The organism is Streptacidiphilus pinicola (assembly GCF_003258295.1).
Lineage (GTDB): Bacteria > Actinomycetota > Actinomycetes > Streptomycetales > Streptomycetaceae > Streptacidiphilus > Streptacidiphilus pinicola.
The window spans coordinates 1-11392 of the sequence record NZ_QKYN01000152.1 but is presented as its reverse complement, the minus strand read 5'-3'; the positions used below and the strand labels follow the sequence as shown (position 1 = coordinate 11392).

The window sequence follows — 11392 nt, the reverse complement described above, 5'->3', positions numbered from 1 at the left end:
GCGGCGCCGCTGCGCGCGCTGCGTTCCCGGCTGGCGTCCCGGTTGCCGGGAGGCGGATCGGTGTTCTGGATCGCGCTGGTCGCAGGCCTGTACGCGATCTCGCAGCTGGTGTTCGTCACGCCGTCGATGGGGCTGGGCTGGGACGAGACGGTGTACGTCAGCCAGGTCTCCCCGCACCTGCCCGCCGAGTTCTTCAGCGCCCCGAGGTCGCGCGGGATCACGCTGGTGGTGGCGCCTCTGGCCGCCGTCACCCATTCGACGGTGGCGCTGCGGGTCTACCTCTCCTTGCTGTCGGCGCTGGGGCTGTTCCTCGCGTTGCTCGCCTGGCGACGGGTGCGGGACACCCGCGTGCTGGCGCTGGCCGGGGCGCTGTTCGCGAGCCTGTGGGTCGCCGAGTACTACGGGCCGCAGGCGATGCCGAACCTCTGGATAGCCCTGGCCGGGCTCGCCGCCGTCGGCTGCTTCCTCGACGCGCTGCGCCGCCCGGCTGCCCGCCCCCCGCTGCTGGGGCTGGCCGCGGCCCTGGCCGTGGCCGCGCTGATGCGTCCGAGCGATGCCGCCTTTCTGGGGCTGCCGCTGTTCTGCCTCGCCCTGCTGCGACGCCGGCTGCTGCCGCTGCTGGCGGTCTGCGGAGGGCTGCTCGCCGGGACGGCGGAGTGGATCGCCGAGGCGTACGCGCGCTTCGGCGGCATCGGCGAGCGCCTGCACCTGTCCAGCCTCAACGAGGGCGGTCTGGGCCTGCATTGGGCCGTGGGCGACGCGCTGCGCTCCATCGACGGACCGATCCTGTGCCGGCCGTGCGACGTGAGCTGGAACCACAAGCCGCTGGAACTGGCCGTCTGGTGGCTGCTGCTGCCGCTGCTCGTCGTCGGCGGGGTACTGGTGGAACGCCGGGCCGGGCGGCTCGGCGCGGCGCTCGTGCCCGCGCTGTGCGGGCTCTCGGTGGCCGTGCCCTACCTGTTCCTGATCGACTACTCGGCGCCGCGTTTCCTGCTCCCCGCCTACGCGTTGCTGCTGGTCCCGGCGGCGAGCCTGCTCGCCTGGCTGGTCACCACGGGCTCGCGACGGCGCCGCCGTGCGCTGACAGCCGTGGCGGGCCTCGCGCTGGCCGGGCAACTGACCGGTCAGTACCTGCAGTTGACCCAAGAGGTCGCCTACACCGTGGCCTCCCGCGCCGATCAGCCCTACGTGGTGCCGCGGTTCGCACGGCTCGGGCTGACCGGCAACTGCCTGCTGACCGGCGAGGACGCGGAGCCGCTCGGCTACTACACGGGCTGCCGCGCGGTGGAGACCAGCGGCAACGACACCAACATCACCGCGGCCCGACTGCTGCGCGAGGCACCGCACCAACCCACCGCGCTGCTGCTCTACCCGGGCGACGGCGTCCCCGCCTACGCGCGCGCCTGGAGCCGGCACACGGTCGTCGGGCGCGACGGCGGGACCGACTACGTCGTCTACCTGGCACCGCGCGGATAGCGGCGGCCAGAACGGTCAAGAGGTCCGGCCGCCTCAGGGCGAGTGGTTCCAGACCAGCAGCAGATAGCCGCCGCAGTAGGCCGAGACGAGGGTCAGGAACACCAGGACCGAGACGACCGTGCCACGGCGTGCGTGGGCGAGCGCCACCGCCGGCTTGAGCAGCAGCGGGAAGGCGACGACCAGGAAGCGGGCCTTGGCGTTGTAGTAGCCGGACCCGCCCAGGGTGACGGCCAGCAGCAGCCCGCTGTAGACCAGCAGCGGCCAGGGCTGCCGGTCCAGCACGGAGAGCACGAAGAGCAGCACGGCCACCGCGAGCACCAGGGTGACCAGGTAGAGGTCGAGCGGCATCTCCCGGCCCAGGACCGTCCGCCCCTCACGCAGGGTGTAGACGCCGCCGTCGAAGCCCGATCCCCAGCCCAGCTTCTGGATGCGGAACCAGCCGTCCAGGTGGTGCGTGCGGTGCGCGACGAAGGCGAGGTAGCCGAGCCAGCCGAGCGGAGCCAGCACGATCGCGGCGGCGGCCCGCAGGCCCGCGCGCCGCCGGACCAGCGCGATCAGCGCGGCCAGGCAGACGGCGGGAATGAGGGCCACGGCGGTGGGCCGGGTGAGCCCGGCGAGCAGGCAGAGCGTCCCGGCCGCGAGCCAGCGCTCGGTGAGGACGTAGTACAGCGTCCAGGCGGCCAGCGCGGTGAAGAGACCCTCGCTGTAGCCCATCGACTCGGTGACGGCGTGCGGCAGAGCGCCCCACAGCATCGCGAGCACGATCCCGGTGCGCCGGTCGTGGAGCAGGTTCCCGACCGCATAGAGCCCCCAGGCCGCCACCGCGCCGGCGATCCAGGCGACCGCGATCGCCGCGTCCGGCGCGCTCAGTGGGGAGACGAGCGTCAAGCCCCGCGCGGCGTAGGGGAAGAGCGGGAAGAACGCCATGTTGCTGAAGAGCGGCGTGCCGCTGTCGTAGCCGTGCTGGATGATGCCGACGTACCAGACCGTGTCCCAGGTCCGGCCGAGCAGGTAGCCGAGGGTCTTGTGGTGGCTGGCGGCCCAGGACCAGAGCACGAGCAGGCCGACGAGCCGGACGAGCAGGTACGCGCCGACCGCGAACGCCGCGGGTCGGCCGGAGGCACGCAGACGGGACCGCGACGGGGAGGCGGGCTCCGCCGCGGCGGCACGTATCAGGCTGGACAGGGTGCCGGTCCTCTCTCTTCCCTTGCTTCCCTTTGCTGGCTTTTCTTCGCTTTCGTCACGCTACGTACCTGACGTGCGGTCCGCGCGGCGAGGGGTCGGTCGGCTGTAAAGAAATCATTGACAAGCGGGTGGGGTGTAAAGGCATCCTTGACACATGGGAAATTCCCCACGAACCCTCGTGGACCTGAGCAACCTGCTGGCCGAGCAGGCCTCGGCGCTGTCCGGCGCGGTGGCCGGCCCCCTGGCCGCCCCGGCCTATCTCGACCTGGTCCGGCTGGCCAGGGACGTCGACGGCCTGGCCGAACAGGTGCTGCGCCTGTGCGTGCAGCAGTCCCGGGACGCCGGCCACACCTGGCAGGAGCTCGGCGACCTGCTCGGAGTCACCCGCCAGGCCGCCTTCCAGCGGTTCGGCAAACCCATCGATCCCCGGACGGGAGAACCCATGGACAAGACGGTGCGCATGACGGACGCCGCCGAGCGCGCGATCACGATCGTGACGGCCGTGCTGGACGGCCGGATGGACGAGGCCCGCCCGTCCTTCGACGCCCAGGTCCTCGCCGCCTTCACCGACGAGGTGCGCGGCGACGCCCTGGCCGCGGTCGCCGGCCTGGTCGGCGCGTACGAGGGCTTCGGCGACGGCGAGCCGTTCGTCCGCCGGATCGGCGACCACACGGTCGTCGACATCCCGCTGCGCTACGAGGCCGGCGACATGAAGGCCCGCGTCGCCTTCGACGCCGACGAGAAGGTCGCCGGGCTGTTCATCCTCGCCCCCGAGACCCCCTGAGAGAGCGTCACCATGACCGATTACGACGACGGCGGCGTGGTCTGCGACGAGCAGGGCCTCGCCATCCACCGGTACTATCCGTGGGGCTCCAAGCGGATCCCCTACACCGCGATCCGCGGCGTCGAGACGCTCCCGCTCAGCGACGCGAACAGCGTGCGCCGGTGGCGCATCTGGGGCTCGGGCGACTTCGTGCACTGGTGGAACCTCGACACCCGGCGCCCCCACAAGGACACCGCGCTCGTGCTCGACGTCGGCCGCCGGATCCGCCCCACGATCACCCCCGACGACCCGGCCGCCGTGGCCCGCCTCCTCGCGGAGCGGACCGGCCGCGCGCGGTAGGGCCGGGTGTGCGGGCGTCGTCCCTCCTCCGGGGGGAGGAGGGACGACGCCCGGGTCTACGGTGAAAGGGAGACCCCGAGGAAACGCCCTCCCCTCGCCCGAAGGACACCACGATGCGGATCACCGTGCTGACCGTTCCCGACTGCCCGAACGGGCCGCTGGTCCGCGCGCGGCTCGCCGAGGCGCTGGCGGGCCCGGAAGCCGAGGTCGCGGCGGAGATCGAGCAGATCGAGGTGACCGAGCTCGCGCAGGCCGAGCGGCTCGGCATGACGGGCTCCCCCACCGTCCTGGTCGACGGCACGGACCCGTTCGCGACACCGGGCGCCGAGCCGAGCGTCTCCTGCCGCCTGTACCGCGCCGCGGACGGCTCGGTCGGCGGCGCGCCGACCGTCACCGAACTCCGCGCCGCGCTCACCCGCTGAGGCGCGGGGGCTGCACCGCTGACAAGCGTGGCGTCCGCGCCCGGCGGCGGCGCCGTTGCACCCTGGGGGGACGTCCGTCCTCCCGCCGAGGGGATCCATGTCTCCGTCCTTCTCCACCCGCACGGCCCGACGGGACGCGGCCGTGCGGGCCGCCGTCGTGCGAGGGTTGCTCGACCCGGTGGCCTCGCCCGTCGCCGCCTTCGTCGACCTGACCGGGATCGGCGAGAGCGCGCAGGCGCTGCGCGCGGCCTGGCCGGCCGGGCTGGACGTACTGCACGCGTTCGCCGCGAAGGCGAATCCGCTGGTGCCGGTGCTGGCGGCGCTGCGCTCGCACGGTCTCGGCTGCGAGGTCAGCAGCCCCGGCGAGCTCGCCCAGGCGCGCGCGGCCGGGTTCGCCCCGGCGCGCATCGTGCTCGACTCTCCCGTCAAGACGCGCGCCGAGCTGGCCTCGGCGCTCGCCGAGGGCATCGCCGTCAACGTCGACAACCTCGAGGAGCTGGCTCGCGTCGACGACCTCGTCGCGGAGCTGGGGACGCGGATGCCCGAGCCGCGGATCGGTCTGCGCCTCAACCCGCAGGTGGGCCTCGGCGGGATCGAGGCGGTCTCCACGGCGGGCCGCACCACCAAGTTCGGGATCGCGCTCGCGGACCCCGGCAACCGGGAACGGCTGCTGACGGCCTATCGGGCCAGGCCGTGGCTGCGCTGGGTGCACGTGCACGTCGGCTCGCAGGGCGTGCCGCTGGAGCTGAACGCCGGTGGGGTCGGCGCGGCGGTCTCGTTCGCCCGGGAGGTGAACCGGAGCCGGCCGGGCCAGGTGGTCGGGATCGACCTCGGCGGCGGGCTCGCGGTCCTCGGCGACGACGACGCCGACGGCGACCACCGCGACCATGGGCCGTCCTTCGCCGATCACGTCGCCGTGTTGCGCCGTGCGGTGCCGGAGCTCCTCGACGGCTCGTTCCGGCTGGTCACCGAGTACGGGCGGGCGGTGATGGCCCGCAACGGCTTCGTCGCCGCGCGCGTGGAGTACACCAAGACCTCCGGCGGTCGCCGGATCGCGCTCACCCACGCGGGTGCGCAGCTCGCGGCGCGCTCCGCCTACGCGCCCGAGGCGTGGCCGCTGCGCGTGCTGGCCCACGACTCCGAGGGCCGGCCGAGCGGCGCCGCACCGGAAGTACAGGACGTGGCCGGGCCGTGCTGCTTCTCGGGAGACCTGCTGGCCCGGGAGCGGCTGCTGCCGCGCCTGTCGGCGGGCGACCTGGTCGTGGTGCCGGACACCGGCGCGTACTACTTCTCCGCCCCGTACCACTACAACAGCCTGCCGATGCCGCCGGTGTACGGCTTCGTGCCGGAGGCCGAGGGCGCGGTGCGTTTCACGATCCTGCGCGACGCCGAGACGCTGGACGAGGTGGTGGTCCGGAGTGGAGGAGGGCACCGGGACCCCGGCCGGGGCGCCTCGCCGGGAAATCCATGATCCCGGCTCGTATCGTGACTATCGACGCGGGTGTTCGAGTCGGCGCGTTCCAGCACGCCGGCGCGGTCGAGGGCGGCTGATCATGACCGATACGGGGATCGACTACCGGGAGGTCTTCCAGGCGCAGCCCGGCCTGGTCGCGCTGCTGACCCCGGACCTGGTCTACGCGGACGCGAACGAGGAGTTCTGCCGGTCCTCGGGCCGTTCCCGCGAGCAGCTGCTCGGCCGCCACCTGTTCGACGTCTTCCCCGACAACCCCGACGATCCGGACGCGACGGGCGTACACAACCTGCGGGCCTCGCTGCTGCGGGTGCTGGAGACGGGCGAGCGGGACGCGATGGCGCTGCAACGCTATGACGTGGAGTCGGCCGAGCACCCGGGCGAGTGGCAGGAACGCTACTGGAGTCCGTTGAACGCACCCGTCATGGGCCCGGACGGCACGGTCGCGCTGCTGCTGCACCGCGCCGAGGACGTGACCGCCCTGGTCCGGGCGGGCGGACCGGGTAGCGGGGCCCACCGACACCTGGAGGCCGAGCTCTACGCCCGGGCCCGGGAGCTGCAGCAGGTCAACGAACGGCTGCGCCAGGCCAACGCGAAGGAGCGCGAGATCGCGCTGGCACTCCAGCGCGCCATGCTCCCGGCGCCGCAGCCGTTGGGCGCCCACCGCGCGGCCGTGCGGTACCGGCCGGCGACAGGAGCGCTCAACGTGTGCGGCGACTGGTACGACCTGGTGCCGCTGCCCGAGGGCGACCGGATGGTGGTCTCCGTCGGCGACGTCGTCGGGCACGGCCTGGACGCGGCCTGCGTCATGGGCCAGCTGCGCAGCGCGCTCAGCGCCGCCTCCCGCGTCGCACTCGGGCCCGCGGAGGCGCTGCAGGTGCTCGACCGGTACGCGCGCTTCGTGGAAGGCGCGGGCTCGACCACGGCGGTGACCGCCTTCCTGGACTGGGACCGGCACACCGTCACCTACAGCAGCGCCGGGCATCCGCCGCCGGCGCTGCTGCGCGGCGACGGCTCCGTCGAGTTCCTCGACGGGGCCACCGACCCGCCACTGGACGCCCGACCCGAACCGATCGTCCGCCCCCGGGCGCGGACGCCGTTCGCGGACGGGGAGGCGCTCGTCCTCTACACCGACGGCCTGGTCGAGCGCCGCGACCGGGACATCGACGCGGGGCTGCGGCTGCTCGCCGACTCGCTGAGCCGCCATCAGGGCGCCGATCCGGAGGCGCTGGCGGACGCGGTCCTGCTGGATCTGCTGCCGACGGGCGGCGTCACGGACGACACCGCGCTGGTCGTGGTCGCGCTCTGACCCGGACGGCACTCCCGACTCCTCCACATCAGGCGCACGACTCGCCCCAGGCGTGAAAGTCCCTTGCAGAACAGAACACATGAGCGCTTATCGGACCTACGTACTGCTTACCAAGGGGTAAGGTCGCCACGCAGTTCCCTCCTCTGCCTGTTCGCGCGCGCGTGAGCGCGGCGCTCTTTGGCATGCCCCTGCACCGAAGGATCCGCCCGCTCGTGAACGCCGCACAGCCCTCTCCGGGACACCCCCTGCGCACGGACGAGATCGCCCTGCTGCGCTCGAGCATCGAACGCGTCCGCCCGCTCGCGGACGAGATGACGGTCTACTTCTACGCCATCCTGTTCCAGCGTCACCCCGAGGTCCGCCAGCTCTTCCCGGCCAACCTGGACATCCAGCGGGACCGCCTGCTGCGCGGCCTGCTGCACCTGGTCGAGCTCGTCGACGACCCGGCGAACCTGGCCCACTTCTGCCGCCGGCTCGGTCGCGACCACCGCAAGTTCGGCGCGGTCACCGCCCACTACCCCGCCGTCGGCGCCGCACTGCTCGACTCGCTGGCCCGCTTCGCCCACGACGCCTGGACCCCGCGCCTGGCCGACATCTGGTCCCGCGCCTACGGCCTGGTGGCGCAGATGATGACGGACGCCGCCGACGACGACGCGGCCGTCAACCCCGCCTTCTGGAACGCCCGGATCGTCGACCACCGGCTGCGCGGCCCGGGGATCGCGGAGATCACCGTCCTGCCCGACATGCCCTACCCGTTCGTGCCCGGCCAGTTCGCGAGCATGGAGACGCCCTGGCAGCCGCGCACCTGGCGCTACTACTCGATGGCCCACCGGCCACGCCCGGACGGCACCCTGACCTTCCATGTGAAGGCCGCCACCGACGGCCAGGTCAGCCCTGCCCTGGTCAACCACGCCCGCGCCGGCGACTGGGTCCGGCTCGGCGCCGCCCAGGGCGAGCTGGTGCTCAACCCGCACATGGAGCGCGACCTGGTCCTGGTCGCGGGCGGCACCGGTCTCGCGCCGATCCAGGCCCTGGTCGAGCAGGCTATCGACCTCTCGGAGGGCCGGCGGTACGTGGACGTCTTCGTCGGCGCCCGCACCGCCGACGAGCTCTACGGGTTCGAGGACCTGCTCCGGCTGGCCCAGCGCAACCACTGGCTGAACGTCCGCGCCGCCGTCTCACACGAACGGATCCCCGGCCTGACCGGCACGCTGCCCGAGGTGCTGCGCAGGTTCGGGCCCTTCTACCGCCACGACGCCTTCGTCGCCGGCCCGCCCGGCATGGTGACCAGCGTCGTGCAGGTGCTGCTGGACCAGGGCGTGCCGCACAGCCGGCTGCGCCACGACCCGTTCGACGTCCCCGCCCTGGAGGCGTCGCTGCCCGGCCGGCTGGACCGCATTCCGGCCCAGGGGGTCCGCGCGTGACCACGGCGCGCTCGCGTGCCTCGCTCCTGTGGGCGGCCGAGTCCTTCGTCCGCCAGTTCGCCCAGGAAGACCCGGGCGCCCGCGACCCCGACGAGCGCGTGCGGGAGATCGCGGCCTCGGTGGCGGCGTTCGGCACCTACACGCACACCTCCGAAGAGCTCACCTACGGCGCCCGGATCGCCTGGCGCAACTCCGCCCGCTGCATCGGCCGCCTCTACTGGCAGAGCCTGATCGTGCGGGACCTGCGGGACCTCACCCACCCCGACGACATCGCCTACGAGTGCTTCGAGCACCTGCGGATGGCCACCAACGGCGGCAAAATCCGCCCGGTGATCAGCATCTTCGCTCCCGACCGGCCGAACCGCCCCGCCGCGCGGCTGCTCAACGAGCAGCTGGTGCGCTACGCCGACGACCCGCGCAGCGCCCGGCACACCGCGTTGCTGCAGGAGATGGGCTGGAAGGGCGGCCACGGCCGGTTCGAGGTGCTGCCGCTGATGGTGCAGGTGGCGCCGCACCGGCCGCCCGAGTGCTACGAGCTGCCCGAGGACGCCGTCTGGGAGGTGCCGCTGGTCCACCCCCACCACCCCGGCTTCGCCGCGCTCGCCCTGCGCTGGCACGCCGTGCCCGCCGTCAGCGACATGACGCTGGAGATCGGCGGCATCCACTACCCCGCCGCACCCTTCAACGGCTGGTACATGGGCACCGAGATCGGCTCCCGCAACCTGGCCGACGCCGACCGCTACGACCTGCTGCCGGTCGTCGCCCAGCTCTTCGGCCTGGACGCCCGCGACGAGCGCACCCTGTGGCGCGACCGGGCCCTGGTCGAGCTGAACCTGGCGGTGCTGCACTCCTTCGAGCGGGTCGGCGTCACCATCGCGGACCACCACACCGAGTCGCGGCGGTTCCTGTCCCACATCCAGCGGGAGGAGCGCCACGGCCGCAAGGTCCCGGCGGACTGGAGCTGGATCGTCCCGCCGCTGTCCAGCGGGTCGACGGCGGTCTTCCACCGCTACTACGACCCGCCGGACCCGCTGGCCACCCCGGCCTTCCGGCACCGCCCGATGCCCTGGGCCCCGGCTCGCCCCGACACCTGCCCGTTCCTGGACGGCGGCGGGAGCGGCGGGGAAGGAGACGGCGCGGCCTGACCTCCGGTTACCTGAGGTAACCGAGCAGACCCATCATCCCGGCCTCGCCGTGATAGGCGTTGTGACAGTGGATCAGCCACTGACCGGGGTTGTCGGCGTCGAAGTCGCAGGCCACCGTCCGCCCCGGGAGCACGATCGCGGTGTCCTTGCGCGGTCCGTCCGCGCCGAGCTGGAACGTGTGCCCGTGCAGGTGCATCGGGTGCCACATGTCGGTGCCGTTGCTCAACTCCAGCCGCACCCGCTGTCCGGCGCGGACGGTGAACGGATGGGCGGCCGGGTCGTTCATGTCGAACTTCCGCCCATTCAGGGCCCAGTCGTAGGCGCCCATGCCGCCGGTGAGCCGGATCCGGTGCACGACGTCGGGCGTGCGCGGGGCGAGCCGCGCCGCCTCGCCGGCCCGGAACCGGGACGCGGTCAGCAACCGGCCGTCCAGCTCCCTGGGCCGCACCCCCGTGGCCGGCGCGGCGCCGGAGCCGGTCCGGACCAGGGCGCGGGCGGACCTGCCCTTGCCCTCCGCGAGCGCGGCGAGCGGGAAGACGCCGTCGCCGAGGGTGACCAGCACGTCGTAGCGCTCCCCCGGCCCGAGCATCAGGGCGTCCACCTGCGTCGCAGCGACGGGGTAGCCGTCGGTGTGGGTCACCGTCAGCCGGTGGCCGCCGAGGGCGACGCGGAACGCGGTGTCGGCCCCGGCGTTGACCAGCCGGATCCGCAGCCGTGTGCCGGGCTTGGCGCGCCGGACCTCGGGATCGTCCGGCACCCGACCGTTGACCAGGTGGAGCGGGTAGTCCACGTCGCCGGCGTCCCCGCCGAGCAGTGGGCTGGTCGCCCCCATCAGCATGAACGATCCGCCGGAACCGCCGCCTGCCGTGCCGGAAACCCCGGTGGTCGCGGACCCGCCGGACATGTCCATCCCGCTCATGCCTCCCATGCCTCCCATTCCGCCCGAGCCGGAGCCGGAGGAGCCCGTCCCGCCCATGCCCTTGCCCAGTTCGGCGAGGACCTGGTCCGGGGTGCCGGTGACGCCGTCGAGCCAGTCGTCGAGGACGACCACCCACTCGTCGTCGTAGCGCAGCGGCTCGTGCGGGTCCTCGACGATCAGCGGCGCGTACAGGCCGCGGTCGAGTTGGACGCCGACATGGGGGTGCAGCCAGTAGGTGCCGGGCGTGTCGGCGACGAAGCGGTAGTCGAGGCCGGCGCCCGGCGCCACGGCACGCTGCGTCACCGGCGGCACACCGTCCATGTCGTTGCGCAGCGCAAGGCCGTGCCAGTGCACCGAGGTGGGCGCGGGCAGGTGGTTGGCCAGCCGGGCGGCGAGCGTGTCCCCGGCGGTGAGCCGGATCTCGGGGCCGGGCAGCCGCCCGTTGAAGGTCCAGGTGGTGACGGTCCGTCCACCGCCGAGGTCCACCGGACCGGCCGTCGCGGTCAGGGCGACGGCCTGCGTCCGCCCGTCGGCGCGACGCCTGGCGTCGGCGGCGCGCACCTGCGGGCCGCCCGGGCTGACGAGCGTGCCCGCGTCGGGCTGCCGTCCGTTCGCGCCGGAGGAGCTGGCGCCGGGGTCACCGCCGCCGCAGGCGGCGAGCAGTCCGGTTCCGGCCACGGCGAGGCCCGCGCCGAGAACGGCGCGGCGAGAGGGTGTGTTCATAGGGAGTCAGTCCTTGCGTCGTCGGTCGGGATCGTCTCCGACCGCGCCCGCGCGGGGGCGAGGCCGGCGGGACCCCGGCCTATATGCGCAGGACTGACGAGCTGTCACCCGGCTCCGGCGGGCCCGTCCCCGGCGGCAGCGGGTGCAGGTGCGGACGCGCCGGCGCGGGCGCACCGAGGATCGCCGGCGTGGGCG

Annotated in this window: 10 protein-coding genes; 8 read left to right on the top strand and 2 right to left on the bottom strand. The window is 73.6% G+C overall.

Going from position 1 to position 11392, the window contains the following annotated elements; translation table 11 throughout:
* Positions 1 to 60 precede the first annotated feature (60 nt).
* Positions 61 to 1476 carry a hypothetical protein gene (locus DN069_RS32035; RefSeq protein WP_111506748.1) on the top strand — a complete coding sequence of 472 codons (1416 nt, stop codon included), beginning with the start codon at positions 61 to 63 and terminating at the stop codon, positions 1474 to 1476.
* Positions 1477 to 1509: 33 nt separating this feature from the next.
* Here the strand turns inward: DN069_RS32035 and DN069_RS32030 are convergent, their stop codons facing one another.
* The gene (locus tag DN069_RS32030; RefSeq protein ID WP_243640013.1) at positions 1510 to 2532 is read right to left on the bottom strand and encodes a hypothetical protein; all 1023 of its coding nucleotides are present in this window, start codon (positions 2530 to 2532) and stop codon (positions 1510 to 1512) included.
* A 283-nt stretch (positions 2533 to 2815) separates the two neighbouring features.
* On the opposite strand from DN069_RS32030, the gene DN069_RS32025 reads away from it, so the two are divergent.
* The 7 genes from DN069_RS32025 to DN069_RS31995 all read left to right on the top strand — a co-directional run bounded on the left by DN069_RS32025 (position 2816) and on the right by DN069_RS31995 (position 9555).
* Positions 2816 to 3445 (top strand): DUF3887 domain-containing protein, encoded by a 630-nt coding sequence (locus DN069_RS32025; RefSeq protein WP_133260107.1) that lies wholly within the window; start codon positions 2816 to 2818, stop codon positions 3443 to 3445.
* A gap of 12 nt (positions 3446 to 3457) precedes the next feature.
* Entirely contained in the window at positions 3458 to 3784 is a 327-nt protein-coding gene (locus tag DN069_RS32020; RefSeq protein WP_111506746.1) for a PH domain-containing protein, read from the top strand.
* A 113-nt stretch (positions 3785 to 3897) separates the two neighbouring features.
* A complete protein-coding gene (locus DN069_RS32015) occupies positions 3898 to 4206 on the top strand; it encodes a thioredoxin family protein (RefSeq protein WP_111506745.1) in 309 nt (102 codons plus the stop codon).
* 97 nt (positions 4207 to 4303) lie between these two features.
* Positions 4304 to 5677 (top strand): type III PLP-dependent enzyme domain-containing protein, encoded by a 1374-nt coding sequence (locus DN069_RS32010; RefSeq protein ID WP_111506744.1) that lies wholly within the window; start codon positions 4304 to 4306, stop codon positions 5675 to 5677.
* An 82-nt stretch (positions 5678 to 5759) separates the two neighbouring features.
* On the top strand, positions 5760 to 6986 hold the full coding sequence (locus DN069_RS32005; protein ID WP_111506743.1) for a PP2C family protein-serine/threonine phosphatase: 1227 nt from the start codon (positions 5760 to 5762) through the stop codon (positions 6984 to 6986).
* A gap of 212 nt (positions 6987 to 7198) precedes the next feature.
* Positions 7199 to 8410 carry a globin domain-containing protein gene (locus DN069_RS32000; RefSeq protein ID WP_243640010.1) on the top strand — a complete coding sequence of 404 codons (1212 nt, stop codon included), beginning with the start codon at positions 7199 to 7201 and terminating at the stop codon, positions 8408 to 8410.
* Positions 8407 to 9555, top strand: a complete 1149-nt coding sequence (locus tag DN069_RS31995; protein WP_111506741.1) for a nitric oxide synthase oxygenase — start codon at positions 8407 to 8409, stop codon at positions 9553 to 9555. The genes DN069_RS32000 and DN069_RS31995 overlap by 4 nt, the downstream gene beginning before the upstream one ends.
* 7 nt (positions 9556 to 9562) lie before the next feature.
* Here the strand turns inward: DN069_RS31995 and DN069_RS31990 are convergent, their stop codons facing one another.
* Positions 9563 to 11197: a multicopper oxidase family protein gene (locus DN069_RS31990; protein WP_111506740.1), complete on the bottom strand. Its 1635-nt coding sequence runs from the start codon at positions 11195 to 11197 to the stop codon at positions 9563 to 9565.
* Positions 11198 to 11392 lie beyond the last annotated feature (195 nt).

Bases quoted from the DNA above. Each gene is read 5' to 3' on its own strand.
- DN069_RS32025 (WP_133260107.1), top strand. From the start codon at position 2,816: ATGGGAAATTCCCCACGAACCCTCGTGGACCTGAGCAACCTGCTGGCC.
- DN069_RS32010 (WP_111506744.1), top strand. From the start codon at position 4,304: ATGTCTCCGTCCTTCTCCACCCGCACGGCCCGACGGGACGCGGCCGTG.
- DN069_RS31990 (WP_111506740.1), bottom strand. From the start codon at position 11,197: ATGAACACACCCTCTCGCCGCGCCGTTCTCGGCGCGGGCCTCGCCGTG.
- DN069_RS32015 (WP_111506745.1), top strand. From the start codon at position 3,898: ATGCGGATCACCGTGCTGACCGTTCCCGACTGCCCGAACGGGCCGCTG.
- DN069_RS32020 (WP_111506746.1), top strand. From the start codon at position 3,458: ATGACCGATTACGACGACGGCGGCGTGGTCTGCGACGAGCAGGGCCTC.
- DN069_RS32005 (WP_111506743.1), top strand. From the start codon at position 5,760: ATGACCGATACGGGGATCGACTACCGGGAGGTCTTCCAGGCGCAGCCC.